Below are 17,923 nucleotides of genomic sequence, written 5' to 3'. Positions count from 1 at the left end.
TTGTATTCTCAATTGAGCTGCGGTTCAATAGCGGCATCCCTTGCCATCGCCGCATCGCCCCATGCCCAAACTACTCGACGCCTTCACGCTGTCCCTGCTCGCCACCGTCGCGCTGGCCACCGCGCTGCCCTGCTCCGGCGATGTCGCCGCCGCCTTCAACCTCGTCACCAATCTGGCGATTGCGCTGTTGTTCTTTCTGCACGGCGCCAAATTGTCGCGCGAAGCGGTGCTGGCCGGCGCCGCGCATTGGCGGCTGCACCTGGTGGTGCTGAGCTGCACCTTCCTGCTCTTCCCCGCGCTCGGCCTGGCCTTGCGGCCCGTCTTGCAGCCCCTGCTGACGCCGGAACTCTATCTCGGCGTCCTCTATCTGTGCCTGCTGCCTTCCACCGTGCAATCGTCCATCGCCTTCACCTCCATGGCGCAAGGCAATGTGCCGGCCGCCATTTGCAGCGCCACCGCTTCCAACATCCTGGGCATCTTCATCACGCCGCTCCTGGTCAGCCTGCTGGTGGTCAAGCACCACGGCGCCGGCCAGGGCTGGGGGCCGGTGCTGGACATCGTGATGCAGTTGCTGCTGCCCTTCATCACCGGCCAGATTGCCCGTCGCTGGATAGGCGGTTGGGTGGACCGCAACAAGGGCTTGCTGCGCTATGTCGATCAGGGCTCCATTCTGCTGGTGGTCTATACCGCCTTCAGCGCCGCGGTGATCAGCGGTCTATGGCGACAAACGCCGCCGCAGGCGCTGGCCGCGCTGCTGCTGGTCAATCTGGTCTTGCTGGGCCTGCTGCTGGCCATCACCCTCTTGCTGAGCCGCAAGCTGGGCTTCTCTCGCGCGGACCAGATCACCATCGTGTTCTGCGGCTCCAAGAAAAGCCTGGCCAGCGGCGTGCCCATGGCCAAGGTGCTGTTCGCCGCGCCGGCGCTGGGTTCCATCGTGCTGCCGCTGATGCTGTTTCACCAGATCCAGCTGATGGCCTGCGCGGCCTTGGCGCAACGCTACCGCCGCCAGCACGCGGAGGAGGGACGCTGAAAAGACGACGCCCCGCTCGGAATCGAGCGGGGCGTCTCGCGGACAAGACCGGATAAGGCAGGGCCTGTCAGCTGGAAGCCCCGCGACTCGTCGTGCAAGGCTTCACACAGCGCAGCAGATTATGAACAGGCTCTTACAGCTCGTTGATCCAGGCCTGTTCTTTTAGATGCTTGAGCTGGTCGCGCAGGCCGGCCGCCTTTTCGAACTCCAGATTGCGCGCGGCCTCCATCATTTCCTTCTCCAGACGCTTGATTTCCTTGGCCAGGGACTTTTCGTCCAACATCGCCACGCGGGCCTTGTCCACCAGCTTCTTGCGTTCGTCCTCCACGCTGTAAACGCCGTCGATGATGTCCTTGATCTTCTTCTGCACGCCCTTGGGCACGATGCCGTGCTCGGCGTTAAAAGCCATCTGCTTGGCGCGGCGGCGCTCGGTTTCGTCCATCGCCCGCTTCATGGAATCGGTGATGCGGTCCGCGTAAAGCAAGGCCCTGCCGTTGAGGTTGCGCGCGGCGCGGCCTATGGTCTGGATCAGAGAACGGTCCGAACGCAGGAAGCCTTCCTTGTCCGCGTCCAGGATGGCCACCAGGCTGACTTCCGGAATATCCAGGCCTTCGCGCAGCAGATTGATGCCGATCAGCACGTCGAACACGCCCAAACGCAGATCTCGGAGGATTTCCACCCGTTCCACAGTATCGATGTCGCTGTGCAGATAGCGCACCTTGATGCCGTGCTCGGTGTAGTAGTCGGCCAGTTGCTCGGCCATGCGCTTGGTCAGCGTGGTCACCAGCACCCGTTCGCCGCGTTCCATGCGCAGACGGATTTCGGACAAGAGATCGTCCACCTGGGTGGCTACCGGCCGTACCTCCATCTCCGGGTCCACCAGGCCGGTGGGACGCACCACCTGTTCCACCACCTGGCCGGCGTGTTCTTTCTCGTAGTTGGCCGGGGTGGCGGACACGAACACGGTTTGCGGCATCAGCAATTCGAATTCGTGGAATTTCAACGGCCGGTTGTCGGTGGCCGACGGCAGGCGGAAGCCGTACTCCACCAGATTGGCCTTGCGCGCGGCGTCGCCCTTGTACATGGCGCCCACCTGGGGCACGGTGACATGGGATTCGTCGATGAACATCAAGGCGTTCTTGGGCAGGTAATCGATCAGCGTCGGCGGCGGATCGCCGGGGCCCCGGCCGGAGAAGTGCCGGGAATAGTTTTCGATGCCTTTGCAAAAGCCCATCTCGTACAGCATTTCCAGGTCAAAGCGGGTGCGCTGCTCCAGGCGCTGGGCCTCCACCAGCTTGCCCTCTTTCTGATACCACTCCAGGCGCGCGCGCAGTTCTTCCTTGATGTGCTCGCAGGCGCGCAGCACGGTGTCGCGCGGCGTCACGTAGTGGCTGGAGGGAAACACCGTGAAGCGCCCCACCCGCTGCTTGGTCGTGCCGGTCAGGGGATCGAACAGGGTCAGCGTTTCCACTTCGTCGTCGAACATGCTGACGCGCAGCGCGGTGTCGCTGCTTTCCGCCGGATAGATGTCGATCACATCGCCGCGCACGCGGAAGGTGCCGCGGCCGAAATCCATATCGTTGCGATCGTACTGCATGGTGGCCAGCCGGCTGATGATGTCGCGCTGCGCCAGCGTCTCCCCTTCCTTCAGATGCAGAATCATCTGATGGTAGTCGGAGGGGTCGCCAATGCCGTAAATGGCGGAGACGGTGGCGACGATGATGCAGTCCGGCCGTTCCAGAATGGACTTGGTCGCCGACAAGCGCATCTGCTCGATGTGCTCGTTGATGCTGGAATCTTTCTCGATGAAAAGATCGCGGCTGGGCACATAGGCTTCCGGCTGATAGTAGTCGTAGTAGGACACGAAATACTCGACGGCGTTTTCCGGAAAGAACTCGCGCATCTCGCTGTAGAGCTGCGCCGCCAGCGTTTTGTTGTGCGCCATGATGATGGCCGGGCGTCCGCTTTGGGCGATGACGTTGGCCATGGTGTAGGTTTTGCCGGAACCCGTGACCCCCAGCAAGGTCTGGTAGGACAGGCCGTCGCCCAGCCCTTCCAGCAATTGGACGATGGCGCCGGGCTGATCGCCGGCCGGTTCGAATGGTTGATGCAGTTTGAACGGACTGTTGGGATAGGTGCGCAGCATGGGTCGAGACATCGGAGGAGATAGCCTGATTCTACGCGGTTCGCCCCCGCTTCACACCCCCGATGCGCCTGCATATAAAAAAGCTGCGATTCAGGCTATACACAGTCAAAACATTGTTTAAAATACAGTTAGACCGAGCATAAAACACGGCTTGCGGCGCAAACGCCGCGAGCCTATTTTTCGGTCCGAGATTCGTTAATATCCGCTCTCCCTGGAGTGAAGCATGATCAAGAAAATTGCAAGCCTGCTGGTATCCGCGGCGTTAGCCATGCCGGTGCTGGCAGGTGCGCCGTCCAGCGTGATGGTGGCCTCGCAGATGGCCGACCTATCCGTTCCGCGGCTGAATTCGCATTCGGTCTTGGTGCTCAACGGCATCACCGGTGAACCCTTGTACCAAAAGAACATTCACCAACGCATGCCCATCGCCTCCATCACCAAATTGATGACGGCCATGGTGCTGCTGGATTCCGGCGCCTCGCTGGATCAGGAGGTGACGGTATCCGACGCCGAGATAGACCGGGTGAAAAACACCTCCTCGCGCCTGGCGGTGGGCACCACCCTCAGCCGCAAGGAAATGCTGCTGCTGGCGCTGATGTCGTCGGAAAACCGCGCCGCCGCCACGCTGGCCCGCACCGCCTTGCCGGGCGGCAGCGCCACCTTCGTGGAACGCATGAACCGCAAGGCCCGCAGCCTGGGCATGAGCGAGACCATCTTTTACGACGCCACCGGTCTGGACATGCGCAACACCTCCACCGCCGCCGACCTGGCCCGCATGGTCCGCGCCGCGCACGGCTATCCACTGATCCGCGCCTTCACCACCACGGAGAAGCACCAGATTCAATCGGTGAGCCGCCGCGTGCTGCAATACAAGAACAGCAACGCGCTGGTGCGCGAAGGCGACTGGGAGATTTCCCTGCAAAAAACCGGCTACATTCAGGAAGCCGGCCGCTGCATGGTGTTGCAGGCCACCGTGGGCTCCCAGCCCTTGATCATCGTGTTGCTGGCCGCCGGCGGCAGCGCCGCCCGCGTCAACGACGCCAGGAGCATCAAAACCTGGCTGGAGGCGCATCCCGGCAGCTGGCTGGCCGGCTGAGTCCGCCGCCTCCAAACGAAAACGGCCCTTCCGCCATATGACGGAAGGGCCGTTTTCACTGCATGCGCTTACATATAGCGCAAGTCGAACTGAGCCAGGCCGTTGGCCGAACCCGGCTTGATGCCGCCCTCCTGCCCTTGCGGCACCGGCGCGCGGGTGGATTCGTACATCGCGTTGAAACGCAGGGTGTTGCTGCCGTTGGTCAAGCCCACCAGCGGCGAATACTGACCCAGCACGATGTCGCCGCCGCCCGGTCCCATCAGGCGAATGCCCACGCCGGCGGCGCTGCCGTTGATCGCCATCAGTTCGCCGTTGTCGCGGTCGGCCTCTCCGTTGAAACGCACCGCCACCGTGGTCATGGTGTCGATGGAGCACTCGGTCAGCCGGATATCGAAGGACACCGGGCGGGAACGGTCGCCGATCTTGCGGAACATCTGCGAGGACACCAGACCCATGCCCACTTCCAGGCTCTGCGAGTTGGGATCCAGACCGCAGGCGCTCAACACCAGTTCGCCGAAAACGTTCAAGGTGCCGTCCGCCGCCTGCGCCAACGGCGCCGCCAGCGCCAAAGCCAGCACCATCGCCTTGAATTTCATTGCTCCACTCCTTACGCCAATTCAGTTCGCCGTCTCGCCGCCCTCATGCCAGAGGGCTCGAGCCGCTCAGATATAATCCAGATCGATATTGACCGTACCCTGGAACGGGCCTTCTTCCACCTTGCCCATATTGGTGGGGACGATGGTGGCGAACATCGGCACGGTTTTCTGACGGTCGCCCTTGAAAAACTCCGCCAGGAACTCCGACTGCTCCAGCCGCAGCTGACGTCCGTCGCCGTAAAACAGTTGCAAGCCAAGCCCGCTATCCGAGTTGTCCTTCTTTTTCACCAAAGTGGCGGTATAGGTATCCGCCTTGCCGTTGATGCCGCGGAAATAGCCGTTGACCTTGACCGGATCGTCGCAGGTTTTCTCAAGCTTCAGGGCAAAGTCCCTGCGCGGCACCGCCGGGTTGAGCCCCTTGACGGTTTTGGCGATTTTGCCGAAGTCCAAAGCATTGCTGGCCGGATTCAGGCTGACCTTCACCGCGCACTGGATGAAACGGATCTTGTCCAGCCCGGTCACCTTGTAAACCAGATTGCTGCCCTTGATGTCGTTGATCCCGCCGACCCCGTCGAACTGCAAGACTTCAAACTGCGACTTGCCGACGCTCCCATTGCCGGGATACGGCGTCTTGGTGGCGATCACCACCTGGAAGCTCAAGGAAAAATCCGTTGTCGGGCACTGATTCAATGCGATATTGGACGGGCACTTCGGAATGACCTGACCCGTCGCAATCCGCAGATTGGGGTCGAAATTGGGGCGCCCGTTATACATCACGCCAAACTGCACCCCCTGCGGAGAACTGTCCTTGCGCGGGTTAGGATAGAAGAACACCTCCTCCGCCTCCCGCAAGCCATTATGGTCTTTGTAGCAAGAGACATTGACCGTGCGCACCGAGGAGTGCCAGATGATCTCGCCGCTTGGCAGGGTGATGGGCACCGCCACCGTGGAGCCTATGTCCTCGGTAATCATCACGCTGCCATTGCGCCCCCCTTCCTTGCACGCCAAAGCGTGGCTCAAGGCCGGCAGCATGGCCAACGCGGCCATCAATAGCAAACGCGGCAAACGACGATTCAACATGGGCTCTCCCTGCGCTGTGCGCCTGCGGAATTATTTCTTGTCTTCGCGGTACTGGCACTGGCCGTCCGCGCAAACGAAGGTAAAGGTGTCCTGAGCGCCGAAATCATTGATATTGCTCAGCTTCAGACTGGCCGGCAGCGCCTTCAGCGCAAAACGGGCCTCGCCCTTGGGCGGCACCATCAGGCCGTCCATATCGCGCGGCTTCTTGTCGCCCGGCAGTTCCAAGCCCACCAGGGTCAGGTGATAGGGGCTGGGGTTCTTGAACACCAGCTTGCCGGCGGCGGCGTCGAAGCTCAGCTGCAGCTTGTTGGCCGGGTTTTCGCCGCGCGGCAATTGCGCTTCCTTGGGACGGTAGAACACTTTGATGCGCGACTTGATCGCCAGTTGCAGCACATTGTCCTTATCGCTCTTGGGCGGGACTTCCTGCACGTTCAGATAAAACAGCGACTCCCGATCGGACGGCAGGCTGGGGTCGGGAATGCGGCTCAAGCGCACCACGCCCTTCTCGCCGGCCTCGATGCGTTGCAGCGGCGGCAGCACCAGGAAGGGGGAAGCCAGGCGCTTGCCCTCGCCGTCGCTGAGCCAGGATTGAACCAGATAAGGTTGCTCCGGGTTCTTGTTGCTCAGCACCATGCTGACGTTCTTGTCCTGCTCCAGATAAATCATCCGGGTGCGGTCCAGCAGGATGTTGGCCTGAGCCGCCAGCGGCGCGGTCAGCGCGGCCAGCACGCCCGCCAGCCCCAGTGCGCGATGAAACGTTTTCATATCGATTCCTTATTCTTTATTCTGCGAGAGGCGCGCACACCATGTCGCGACTGCCCTGGCTCAGCTCGTAATCGGCCGGCAGCGGGTCCACGCGGCAACGCGTCTTGCCCCAGGAGATTTCCAGCTTGGGCGTCGGGCTCAAGCCGGTGACGAAGGTCAGACCGCCGTCGCCCACCATGCCGACGTCGCGCTTGCCGGCCACGTCGCTGACGGTGGCGCCCAAAGGCGGCATTTTGCCATCCGGCAGCCGCACCGTCAGCAAGGCCTTGCGTCCAACCTTGACCGGGAACTCGGTGCGCCCCACCGCGCCTTCGGTCAACACCACGCGGCGCACCGCGGAACTGGCCTCCACCGAATCCGGCATATTGTCGTCGTCCAGGCGCACGTCCTGGCTGTAATACGGCGCCACGCTGCTCAGCATCGCGTAGCCGTTGCGGTCGGTCTGCGCCGACACGCCGTAGACCGGCACGCCGGCCACGCCGTCGGTGTCCACCAGCATGCGGGTTTCGCCGCCGTAGCTATTGCCCATGGTCAGGCCCCCGGCGTGCAACACCAGCGAGCTGCCCAAGCCCGCGGACAGGCTGCTGTAACCGCCCTGCTGCTTGCTGGCCGAGACATCGGCCTGCATGACGCGGCCGGTGTAATGATAGTCGCCGGACACCAAGGGCTTGCCGGAACGGGTGTCCGCGCTCATCGCCACGTTGTAGCTGTGGTTGGGGTTGCTGCTGTCCGAGTAACGGACGGTGTGATTGGTGTTGCCGGCGCTGCCCTGCACGTCGTAGCCGATGCGGCGGTTGTTCTCCAGCGGCATGCTCAAACCCAGGTAGACGCGGTTGCTGCTGCCGGTCTGGTCGCGCAGGTTCTGCACCGACAGATTGAGGCTGACGTTGCGCAAGGAACCGATATTGACGTCGCGGCTCAGCGACAGATCCACGCGCTGGGTGGCGGTGGCGTTCCAATAAGTGGACTTTTCAGCCGACAGAAACACATTGGTCTGGCCAAAGGTCTTGCTGGCGGTCATGCCCACCCGCTGTTTGTCGCTGATATAGTTCTGGCCGTCCAGATCGCTGAGGAATTGGCCGAAGGAACGGAAGTTGCGGTCCGAGAAGCGGTAGCCGAACAGACGGATGTCCGCGTCCAGGCTTTCAAACTTCTTGGCGTAGTTGAAACGGTAAGAACGGCCGGCCATGTTCAGGCCGCCGCGCAATTGGGCGTTGGCCTGGGTCACGTCGGCGGACAAAGCGCCCCAGTTGCCGAGATCCTTGGCGAAGCCCATCGCCAGCGAACGGTAGTCGGCGGACGCGATGAAGCCGCTGTACAGCGACAAGGTCTGCGTCAGGCCGTAGGACGCCTCGGCGCTGGCCACGTTCGGGTGCGATGCGCTGCCGTTCTGATCCGCCTGGCCGATGGCCGCCTTGTAACGCCACATGCCGTTGCGCGTCAGGAAGGGCACCGAGGCGGTATTGACGGTGAAGGTCTGCTGGCTGCCGTCCGCCTCCTCCACGGTCACATCCAGCTGCCCTTGCGTGCTGCTGTTCAGATCGCGGATGGAAAACGGGCCCGGCGGCACATTGGTGGTGTACAGCACCCGCCCTTGATTGCGGATGGTCACCTTGGCGTTGGTCTTGGCCACGCCGTTGACCTGCGGCGCGTAGCCGCGCAGGCTTTGCGGGATCATGCGGTCGTCGCTGTTCAGCGTGGCGCCGCGCATGGAGAAGGCGTCGAAAATCTCGGAAGTCTTGAAGACTTCGCCCAGGGTCAGACGCGCTTGCATGCCGCGCAGATCGCGATACACCTGGGTATTGTTCCAGCTCAGACGGCTGCGGTTAGTCGCGCTGTCGTCGTACTGGTAATTGGAGCGCAGCCTCCAGGGGCCGGCGTTGGCGCCGGCCACGCCGTAACTGGTGGTCTTGCTGCTGCTGGCGCCAAGACCGTTGTCGGTGCGCTGATAGAATACGCGGTAATCCAGCATCGCGGCCGGCACGCCGTCGTTCCAGGTCTCCGGCGGCGCGTAGTCTTCATCGCGATACGCCAGTTCCGCCTGCGGCACCGAGATGTCCAGGCGCGCGTTGCTCTTGCTGTAGCGCACTTTGGCGGCGCTGACCGCCGACAAATCGACGCACTGCTCGTTCTGCGGCCAGACAATGCCGGAGCGCAGGCCCAGCTGGCGAATCAAATCCGGCGGCAAACACGGGCGCACGGTCTGATCCGCGCCTTCCGGGCGGAAATCCAGCTCCAGCTGCTGCAAAAAACGCTGGTTCAGATACACATCGGCGATATAGCGGCCCGGCACGATATAACCGGCCTGCTCGAACTGCTCCAGGCTCACGCTGCTGCTCGGGTCCAGCTGCAAAAAGGCGTCGTTGAACTCCACCGCATGCGCAATGCAAGGGCCCAGCGTCAGCGCCACTGCCACAATGTAAATGCGATGCTTGTTCATGCCTGCCGATATCCCGATTTAAGTGCGCGCCGCCTGCGGCAGCCTGGCCCAAAACACGCCGTCGCGTCGAAGCGCGCCGGCCTTGAATCTGTCCCGTCAGGCAATGACGAAGCCGCGCCGCTTGTCAGGCGCAGGGGTATGCCTTGGGGGAATGCTTGCAGATGACTATCCTCATGCCCTGGTTTGCAGACTACTCATTGCTGACAGCGGACAAACCAGGCCAGACCATCGCCTAAGCGATGAGACCTTCAGGGCACAAGGAAACAGGAGCCGGAACCTTGCTTGGTTCCGTTATTGAATCGAACTGCGGATTACTTGTACTGCAGATCGAATACGGCGAAGGCATCCGCTTGACCCGGGGTCACGGTTACGGCGTCGCCGGCTTTGGCGCCGTCGGCTTCGTATGCAGCGCTGAAGTTCAGGGTGTTGTTGCCGTCAACCAGGTTCAGGGCGGTGCCGTACTGGTTCAGCTTGATCTGGTCGCCGTTGTTGGTGTTCACCAGACGAACGCCCACGCCTTTGGCGCCGCCGCTCTTCAGAGCCATCAGTTCGTTGTTGGAGCCAGCAGTGCCGGAGAACATCACAGCCACGGTCTTCAGCGTGGTGGTGGTGCAGTCGGTCAGGGTCATTTGGAACGGGGTCGGAGCCGAACGGTCGCCCACTTTCTTGAACACATGGGTCGGCACTTTGCCCAGACCCACTTCCAGGTTCACGCTCTTGGAATCCAGGCCGCAAGCTGCGGTAACGATTTCGCCCTTAACATCCAGGGTGCCGGCGGCGGCGAAAATGGAGGAAGCGGCAACAGCCATCAGGGAACCAGCAAATACAAATTTTTTCATTCTTGACTCCGACTAGGGTAATCATTCTCAAACCGCACAGCAGCCTCGCATGCCGCGTCGCGGACCATCCGCCAGTGCTGACCTGCAGTACTGGAACGCAGACGCATAGTATCAAGCGGAACCATTGCGTAGATTTTTTTGTTTCATATTAAATTTTTTCTTTAAAATCTATGCAAAAACACGCCTCGTCGACTTTAAACGATTTGATGAATCAATCTTGAATATTTGTTTTATTTCAGGGGTTTGTTAAGGATTGAGCGATATTTGCAATAAAACAACACTTCAAATAAAGAAAACCCACTCAGTCAATGCTGAATGGGTTTTTTGCTGATTTATTGAGCAGATTTGGACTGCGATCAGAAGTAATTGACCACCAGATTCACCGCGCCGGCCCGGGCGGTGGCGCTCCGCAGCAAATCACGGCTGCTGAACTGGTTCTCGCCTTTGCGCACGTTCAGGCTGGCGATCTTGCCTTGCTGGGCGGCGGCTTCGCTATCCAGCGTCAGCTTGGCCGGGCTGGCGCATTGATTGAGTTCGAGAGCCGGCTTGGCGCGGGCCGCGTCGGCGCTGGCCACTTCGTGAGTTTGGGCGCTGCAGCCGCCTTCAACGATGGCGCCGTAGAAATGGACTTGGCCGCCTTGAGCCATTGCTGCGGTAGAAAGAGCGGAAAGCAGGGCTGCCAGTCCAAGTGCGTGCAGACGTTTCATTTTCGACCTTCCTTTCCAAATCCCGCAATTAGTAAGCAATCACTTTTAGGTTTCGGCTTTTTTTATAAGCTCAACCAGTTCAATTGCATTCTAGTACAAGTGGCATTTAAATTGAAAGGGCTATTTGATAGTTTTTATTACAAATTATTTTGTTTTAGAAATAAGTGTTTCTTACTAATAAATGCTTGTTTATGCAGAAAGTGCTTAATAACTCTAAATGACGCCGTCTGATTATCGTTATGGCACAAACTAAGCGCGGCCGCCCACCCTCCTTGGCCGGCATGGCCGGCCGCCCGACGGACGGCGACAAAAAAGGGACGGCTAGCCGTCCCTTGGCTCCGCCGGCCTGAGCGCCGGCGAGGATGAAACCTGATAAGCATCTGTTCTATGCCCCGCGAGCAAGGGCGAAACAAGACGAAAACGGCTAAGAGAAGAGAGGAATGTAGCCGTGGCGCATGAGCAGGCCGAAGCGGTACTCACTGCGCCACGCCTCACGAAGCGCAGCAGACATTGAACAGGTTCTAAGGCGTCAGCGGCCAGGTATCGCTGCCCTTTCCATTGTCCTTCTTCGGCGCAGCGGCCGGTTTCGAGCCCGGCGTCCGTCCCGGACGCGGCCGGTCGAAGTATTTTTCCAGCAAGGCGTCCAGGATCGCGGAAGTCTCGGCATCCGGCGCGCCGTCGTAGCGCGCAGGCCGGAAATGCATCTGAAAGGCCGCCACCACGTCCTGGCTCTCTTTGTCCAGCACGCCGGTTTGCGGCGCCTCGTAGCCGTAATCCAGCAAGCGTTTCTGCAGATCCCGCACGTCGCCGCGATAAGGCGCCCGGCGCAGGTAGAACTCGACCGCCTCGCGTTCCGGCCAGGCGCCGATATTGTAGTCGCGGTACAAACGCTCCCAGGGGAACTTCGGCCCCGGGTCCACCTTGCGTCCCGGCGACACGTCGGAATGCCCCACCACCTTGTGCGGCGGAATCTGATGCCGCGCGATGATGTCCGCCGCCAGTTGCGCCACCACCGAGACCTGCGCCTCATCGAAGTCGAACCACTGCCGCCGCATCAAGGGCAGTTCGTCCTCTTCCGGAGACGGATAGCCCAGGTTCACGATCTCGATGCCGATGGAGCTGGAGTTGATCAGCCGGTCCCCTTGCCAGTAACTGCGCCCGGCATGCCAGGCTCTGCGCTCCTCCGGCACCAATTGGTACACCTTGTTGGACATGCCCAGCAATGCGGCATCCGGCACCAGGTAGTGCGCGCTGGCGCCGTGCTGGCCCTGGGTGAGCATTTCCAGCGCCAGGCCGTTGGGCACGGCGGTGTAATGGAAGACCAGATTGCGTACTCTGGAATCCTGGTTTTCGGACAGCAGACTGGCGTCCACCCGATAGCTTTTGGCCGTCCCGGCCGCGCTGGCGCAAGCGGAACTCAATACGCTGGCCGCCAACGGCGCCAGCAGGGGCAAGGCCCCGCTCCAAGCCAAAATTCGTCTTCTACTGATCATTTTCCATTCAACCTTAGAGTCAAGCATGCGCGCGGACCTTTTCCCGGCGCACGCAGCAAAGGTAGAGTTTTTAAACTAATAAATAGTTCCAATTAAGATACTGGCATGATAAATGCCATTTAATTAACATGGAAATATCGTCGCTTGGCGCTCAAGCCTGAATCTAGGCTTGCCAGCCCTCCGATCCTGATTTAGATTGCGCTGCGATTCATGGGAAACGGGCATTGAGACTTTCTGCATTCAAATCCATCACCCGGCTGGCCCTGCTGCTGTTCATGCTCTGGCAGGCCTTGCCCTTGGCCAACGCCGCGGTTCACGCCGACGGCGCCCTTGGCCGCGCCGGTCCATCCTATGCCCTCGGCCACGGCACGGTCGCGGCGCAAGCGGTCAGCGGCGGCCACGCCCACTGCGCCGCCGAGTTGGGCGGATGCGGAGAATGCCAGACCCTGCCCGGCATGAGCCCGGCCATGGCGACGCATGCGGCGAGGCCTGGCTGGCCCGACTTCATCGCCGCCCTTCCCTCGCCGCCGCCGCCCAATCCGCCGCGTCGGCCGCCTCGCGTCTGAGAGCCGGTTCAAAGCCGGCCGCGCGCCGCGGCGCCTTGCACGGCTGACGCCGCGTCGAAATGCTCATGCGCCGCTTGCGCGCTCAGCCATCGCCGCGCCGGCCGGACTTTGAACCGACCCCAGGCCTTCCGCCTTCTTTATCTCGCAGACCCGCCGCGTTCGCCGCGGCGACGCGCCAGGCCGGCATCGGTCTGACTTTGCTTGGGACTACCACATATGAATGTAATCATCGGCTACCTCGTCGTGATCGGCATGATCTTCGGCGCCTTTCTGATCCACGGCGGCGCCATCGGCGCCATTCTCTCCGCGATGCCCACCGAGATGATGGCGATTCTGGGCGGCGCGTTGGGCGCCTTCATCGTCGCCAACCAGACCAAGAATCTGAAAGCGGTGGCGCGCGCGCTGCCCGCCGCGCTCAAGGGCTCGCGCCACAACAAGGCCCGCGCGCTGGACTTGCTGTGCCTGTTGTACGAACTGCAGGCCAAGGCGCGCAAGGAAGGGCTGATGGCGCTGGAAGCCGATGTCGACGCCCCCGGACAAAGCCCTGTCTTCAGCAAGTATCCGGCCATCGCTCAAGACCACCATGCGCTTAACTTCATCCGCGACTATCTGCGCATCATGGTCAGCGGCAATCTGAACGCCTTCGAAATCGAGAGCCTGATGGACGTGGAACTGGAAACCCACCACCAGGAGGGCATGGCGCCTATCGCCGCCATCCAGCGTCTGGGCGACGCCTTGCCGGCCTTCGGCATCGTCGCCGCCGTGCTGGGCGTGGTCAACACCATGGCCTCGGTCGGCGCGCCGCCGGCGGTGCTGGGCGGCATGATAGGCTCGGCGCTGGTGGGCACCTTCCTCGGCATCCTGCTGTCCTACGGCATGGTGTCGCCGCTGGGCGCGCTGCTGGAACAGAAGCTGGACGAGGACAGCAAGGAATTGCAATGCATCAAGACCGTGCTCTTGGCCGGCATGCAGGGCTATCCGCCGCCCAGCGCCATCGAGTTCGGCCGCAAGGTACTGTTTTCCAGCGAACGCCCGGAGTTCGAGGAAATGGAACAGCGCATCAAGAGCCTGCGCTGAACGGAATCAGGGCGGACGCGTCCACCCCCAGTCCAAACTGGCCGCCAAGCCGCAGTTCCGCGCCCAGGCTCGCCGCCTCCCGCGCGGACAGGCTCAGGCTCAGCCGCCCCGCCTGCGCCGCCACTTCCACCCGGGCGCCATCCGCCAGCCAGGTCAGCGACTCGATGCGCGCCGGCGGGTGCTGCGGCCCCAGCCGCAGCGCGTGGCCCGGCACCACCGCGTGCTCCAGCACGTTTTCATAGCCGATGAAGCGCGCCAGCCACGCATTCGCCGGCCTGGCCAACAGCTGCGGCGGCGTCTCGCATTGCACGATGCGCCCCTGGCGCAGCACCGCGGCGCGGCTCGCCATCGCAAACGCTTCCTCTCTGTCGTGCGTGACCAGAATGGCCGGTATGCCGGACTCCGCCAGCAACTGCGCGAACTCCCCTTGCAACTGACCGCGCAAATGCGCGTCCAGGCTGGAGAACGGCTCGTCCAGCAGCAAGAGCCGCGGACGCGTCACCATCGCGCGCGCCAGCGCCACCCGCTGTTGCTCGCCGCCGGACAAGGTCCAGACCTTGCGCCTTTGATAACCGCCCAGACCCAAACGCTCCAGCATCGCCGCGGCGGCGGCGGCGGCCTGGGCGCGGGACGATCCCCGTTCGATCAGACCGAACATCGCATTGCCAAGCACGTCCAGATGCGGAAACAAGGCGAAATCCTGGAACATCAGCGCGAAGCCGCGCCGCTCCGGCGGCAGCCGGCTGATGTCCTCGCCGTTGAAACGAACCGCGCCGCCGTCCAGCGGCAGCAGGCCGGCGATGATTTTGAGCAAGCTGCTCTTGCCGCAGCCGGACGGTCCCAGCAGAGCCAGGGTCTCCCCGGCGGCCACCTCCAGCGACACACCGTCCGCCGCCACCCGCGCGCCGAAGCGCTTTTCAATTCCTATGAGCTCAAGCACGCCCGTCTCCTTTTCCCGGTTCTCCCGGTCTGGCCGCGCCGCTTTCAATCACGGCGAAAGCCAGCGTCGCCAACACCATCAGCAGGCCGGACAACAGCATCGCCGCATCCGCGTTGGCCTGGCCCGGCCGGCCCAGCTTCTGATAAATCAAGGTGGTCAGGGTCAACCACTCCGGCCGTGACAGGAATAAGGTCACCGCGAACTCCCCCACCGCGGTGGCGGCGGCGAAGGCCAGCCCGCGCCGCAGCGCCGGCTGCAACAAGGGCCAGATCACCCGTCGGAACAGCCGCCAGGGCGAGGCCCCCAGGGAGCGCGCCGCCTGCGCCAGATGTTCCGGCATGCCGTCCAGCGCCGCGCCGGCGGCTTTGGCGACGAAGGGATAGGCCAGCAAGACGTAGGCTGCCAACAGCATGGCCAAATCCGCGCTCCAGCTCGGATAGAGCAGCAGCAAGCCAAACGCCACGCAGACCGGCGACACCACGAAAGGCAGAAAGGCCAGGGCCCGCAACCACAGCCAGCGCCCGGCGGCCAGCGCGTGGCACAGGCCCAGCAGGCCGGACAGCAATACGGTCAGCAAGGTGAAACGCGCCGAGTTGAACAAGGCCAGCCGCAATTCCTCGTCCCACAGTCCGGCCAGGCCGTCGAGCGCGGACAGCGCTTTCCACAGCACCGCCAGCAAGGGCAAGCCGGCGAAGATCAACAGAATGGCGAGGGCCGCCGTCAGCCAGGCGCGGTCCGTCCAGGTCCGCGCGGGCGCGGGGAGCAGCGGCTCACAGCGCGCCGGCACGCCCAAACGCGCCTCCAGCCAGGCGTAGACCGCGGCGACGCCGCCGGCCACCAGCAGGCTCAGCAAGGCCAGCGCGCCGGCGTCGGCCAGATTCAGCTCATACGCCACCAGCGTGTAAATCTCGACTTCCACCGTGGCGTAACGCTGGCCGCCCAGCAACAGCGCCAGGCCGAAGCCGGAGAAACAGTAGAGGAAGACCAAGCATAGATTGGGCAACAGCCAGGGCAGCGCCGCCGGCCATTCCACGCGCCAGAACGCGCGCCAACGCCCGGCGCCCAGGCTGCGGGCCGCGGCCAGCCGGCTGGCCGGCACCTGGGCGAAGCCATCGGCGGCCGCGCGGATCACCAACGGCAGATTGAAGAACAGATTGCCGTACAGCAGCAGCCAGGGCGAATCCTGCAGGTTCAGCCCGCTCAAACCCTGAGGGCCGAACAGCGCCAACACGCCGACGCCGGCGACCAGGGTGGGCATCACGAAGGGCAGCATCAGCAGGCGCAGCGCCAGGCCGCGCCCGGCGAAGCGGAAGCGAGCCAGCGCCCACGCCGCCGGCACGCCGAGCAGCAAGGCCAGCGCGCAGGTCGCCGCACCCTGCAGCAGCGACCACATCATGCGCCAGCGCAGATAGGAATCGCTCAGCAAACCGAAGGACAGCGGCTCGCCGCCCTCCTTCAACAACCGCGCCAACGGCGAAATAGACATCGCCAGCAAAAACAGCAAGGGAGGCGCCGCCAGCAACAGGCGGCTCCGACGGCTCAACATCAAAACGGCGTTCCCTTCAACGGCCAGCGGGCGGTCAACACATCCTCCACCCCGTCTTCATCCTCGCTTTGCCCCGCCTTGACGAAGCCCAGATCCGCGGCCAAACATTGCGAAGGCAGATTGTCCGGCGCGATGGACAGCACCAGCCGCGGCGCGCCGGCCAGGGCCGCCCAAGCCCCCATCGCCAGCACCGCTTCTCGGGCATAGCCCTGGCGGCGATAAGCCGGGTAAATCGTGTAACCCAATTCCACGTCGCCGTAGCCGCCCAAATAAGGATGGCCGGGCAAGGAGTGGAAGTTGACGTGGCCGACCATCGTCAGATCGTCGCGGCGCAGCAAGGCGCGCACCGACCAGGGCGCGTAGTCGGGCTGGCGCTCGATGTCGTCCAGCCGCATGCTCATCAAGTCCTGCTCGTCCAACCATTCCGCCGCCAGCGGCGCGCCCAGCAGCTCGGCCGCCGTTTCCGGCTGACCGGCCAGGCACAGCCACAGCGTCTGCGGGTCCAGATGGCGCAGCAACAGCCGCGGCGTTTCGATGTCCGGAATCATTGCCCGCCCTTCAACACCACTCGGGTCCAGCGCGCCACCCATTGGCGGGAGCGCTCGGCGATCGCCTTGCTGTCCGGCGTGTCGTGCGCGGCCGGCTGCTCCGCGAAACGATAGACCGGGTCCAAACTCACCTTGTCCATCACCGGATACATCCACATGGTGGTGGTCACGTCCTTCTGCACCGCTTCGGAGCGCAGGAAGGCGATGAATTTCTCGCCCAGCGCCGCCTCCTTGCCGCCCTTGACCAGGGCCGCGCCCTCCACCTGGCGGAACACGCCGCCTTTCAAGGGCAGATTGCCGGTGGGCGCGTCGTTCAGTTTCTGTTTGCTGTAGAACACCTCGGCGGCCGGACTGGTCGCGTAGCTGACCACCAGCGGACGGCTGCCGCCGTTCTTGGAGAAATCGGTGTAGTAGGATTCGCTCCAACCCTTGCTGACCTTCAGCCCGTTGTCGCGCAAACGGCCCCAGAAGGCGAAGGCCTTATCCTCGCCCATGGCGGCGATGGTGGACAACATGAAAGCCAGGCCCGGGCTGGACGTGGCCGGATTTTGCACCACCAGCAGGTTCTTGTAGGCCGGCTTGCTCAAATCCTCCAGCGTCTTGGGCAGCACCAGCTGGCGCTGAGCGAACCAGGCCTTGTCGTAATTGAGGGTGACGTAGCCGTAGTCTATGCTCACCGCGCCGGGCAAGGCGGCCTTGCCGCCCTGGGCCAGCGCCGCCGGCACCGGAGCCAGCACGCCGGCCTGCTGCGCCTTGCCGATCAGGCTGTTGTCGATGCCGAACACCACGTCGGCGATGGGATTGGCCTTGGTCAGAATCAGCTTGTTCAGCATCTCGCCGGCGTCCCCGGCCTTGATGATGGAGACCTTGGCGCCGTTCTGCTTTTCGAACTCGGCCAGCAAGGGCTTGGACACGGTGAAAGAACTGTGCGACAGCACGCGCAGCTCGGCCGCCGACGCGGCCAGGCTGGACACCGCCAGCGCAACGGCTATCAAAGAGGAAAAGCGCTTCATGGATATCTCCGTACACGATAGTCCGGAGCAAGCGGAATGCGGGC

Annotated in this window: 16 protein-coding genes; 4 read left to right on the top strand and 12 right to left on the bottom strand. The window is 62.8% G+C overall.

The genetic code is table 11. The annotated features are described in order from the left end of the window. The first annotated feature begins 61 nt into the window (after positions 1-61). Complete coding sequence (locus JC616_RS09145; protein WP_227107853.1) at positions 62-1,030, top strand: bile acid:sodium symporter family protein; 969 nt, start codon at positions 62-64, stop codon at positions 1,028-1,030. Positions 1,031-1,163: 133 nt separating this feature from the next. Here the strand turns inward: JC616_RS09145 and uvrB are convergent, their stop codons facing one another. Beyond that, positions 1,164-3,176, bottom strand: coding sequence for an excinuclease ABC subunit UvrB (gene uvrB, locus JC616_RS09140; protein ID WP_227108576.1), 2,013 nt, complete (start codon positions 3,174-3,176; stop codon positions 1,164-1,166). Positions 3,177-3,399: 223 nt separating this feature from the next. Between uvrB and JC616_RS09135 the strand changes: the two genes are divergently transcribed. Continuing rightward, entirely contained in the window at positions 3,400-4,269 is an 870-nt protein-coding gene (locus tag JC616_RS09135; RefSeq protein WP_107799674.1) for a serine hydrolase, read from the top strand. 68 nt (positions 4,270-4,337) lie between these two features. Here the strand turns inward: JC616_RS09135 and JC616_RS09130 are convergent, their stop codons facing one another. From JC616_RS09130 to JC616_RS09100, 7 genes are all read right to left on the bottom strand, one after another. Continuing rightward, positions 4,338-4,865, bottom strand: coding sequence for a fimbrial protein (locus JC616_RS09130; protein ID WP_081550751.1), 528 nt, complete (start codon positions 4,863-4,865; stop codon positions 4,338-4,340). 66 nt (positions 4,866-4,931) lie between these two features. Beyond that, positions 4,932-5,945, bottom strand: coding sequence for a fimbrial protein (locus JC616_RS09125; protein ID WP_082158901.1), 1,014 nt, complete (start codon positions 5,943-5,945; stop codon positions 4,932-4,934). Positions 5,946-5,975: 30 nt separating this feature from the next. Then, on the bottom strand, positions 5,976-6,710 hold the full coding sequence (locus tag JC616_RS09120; protein ID WP_227107851.1) for a fimbrial biogenesis chaperone: 735 nt from the start codon (positions 6,708-6,710) through the stop codon (positions 5,976-5,978). A gap of 16 nt (positions 6,711-6,726) precedes the next feature. Continuing rightward, positions 6,727-9,150, bottom strand: a complete 2,424-nt coding sequence (locus tag JC616_RS09115) for a fimbria/pilus outer membrane usher protein (protein WP_227107850.1) — start codon at positions 9,148-9,150, stop codon at positions 6,727-6,729. A 311-nt stretch (positions 9,151-9,461) separates the two neighbouring features. Then, entirely contained in the window at positions 9,462-9,989 is a 528-nt protein-coding gene (locus JC616_RS09110) for a fimbrial protein (RefSeq protein ID WP_107799677.1), read from the bottom strand. Between the two features lie 356 nt (positions 9,990-10,345). Then, positions 10,346-10,696: a hypothetical protein gene (locus JC616_RS09105; RefSeq protein ID WP_146176655.1), complete on the bottom strand. Its 351-nt coding sequence runs from the start codon at positions 10,694-10,696 to the stop codon at positions 10,346-10,348. A gap of 521 nt (positions 10,697-11,217) precedes the next feature. Next, positions 11,218-12,150, bottom strand: coding sequence for an N-acetylmuramoyl-L-alanine amidase (locus tag JC616_RS09100; protein ID WP_227107848.1), 933 nt, complete (start codon positions 12,148-12,150; stop codon positions 11,218-11,220). A 263-nt stretch (positions 12,151-12,413) separates the two neighbouring features. On the opposite strand from JC616_RS09100, the gene JC616_RS09095 reads away from it, so the two are divergent. Together JC616_RS09095 and motA are read left to right on the top strand one after the other, a co-directional pair. Further along, positions 12,414-12,755: a hypothetical protein gene (locus JC616_RS09095; protein ID WP_227107846.1), complete on the top strand. Its 342-nt coding sequence runs from the start codon at positions 12,414-12,416 to the stop codon at positions 12,753-12,755. Positions 12,756-12,971: 216 nt separating this feature from the next. Then, positions 12,972-13,832 (top strand): flagellar motor stator protein MotA, encoded by an 861-nt coding sequence (gene motA / locus JC616_RS09090; RefSeq protein ID WP_107799681.1) that lies wholly within the window; start codon positions 12,972-12,974, stop codon positions 13,830-13,832. Here the strand turns inward: motA and JC616_RS09085 are convergent. From JC616_RS09085 to JC616_RS09070, 4 genes are read right to left on the bottom strand one after another with little or no spacing between them, the layout of a single operon-like run. Next, on the bottom strand, positions 13,816-14,772 hold the full coding sequence (locus JC616_RS09085) for an ABC transporter ATP-binding protein (RefSeq protein WP_227107844.1): 957 nt from the start codon (positions 14,770-14,772) through the stop codon (positions 13,816-13,818). The genes motA and JC616_RS09085 overlap by 17 nt on opposite strands. Further along, on the bottom strand, positions 14,765-16,318 hold the full coding sequence (locus JC616_RS09080) for an ABC transporter permease (protein WP_107799683.1): 1,554 nt from the start codon (positions 16,316-16,318) through the stop codon (positions 14,765-14,767). Before JC616_RS09080 ends, JC616_RS09085 begins: the two co-directional genes overlap by 8 nt. Next, positions 16,318-16,866, bottom strand: coding sequence for a GNAT family N-acetyltransferase (locus JC616_RS09075; RefSeq protein WP_227107842.1), 549 nt, complete (start codon positions 16,864-16,866; stop codon positions 16,318-16,320). Before JC616_RS09075 ends, JC616_RS09080 begins: the two co-directional genes overlap by 1 nt. Further along, a complete protein-coding gene (locus JC616_RS09070) occupies positions 16,863-17,879 on the bottom strand; it encodes a thiamine ABC transporter substrate-binding protein (protein ID WP_227107840.1) in 1,017 nt (338 codons plus the stop codon). Before JC616_RS09070 ends, JC616_RS09075 begins: the two co-directional genes overlap by 4 nt. Between the last annotated feature and the right edge of the window lie 44 nt (positions 17,880-17,923).

The organism is Chromobacterium rhizoryzae, assembly GCF_020544465.1.
Lineage (GTDB): Bacteria > Pseudomonadota > Gammaproteobacteria > Burkholderiales > Chromobacteriaceae > Chromobacterium.
This window is presented reverse-complemented; position numbering and strand designations above follow the sequence as displayed.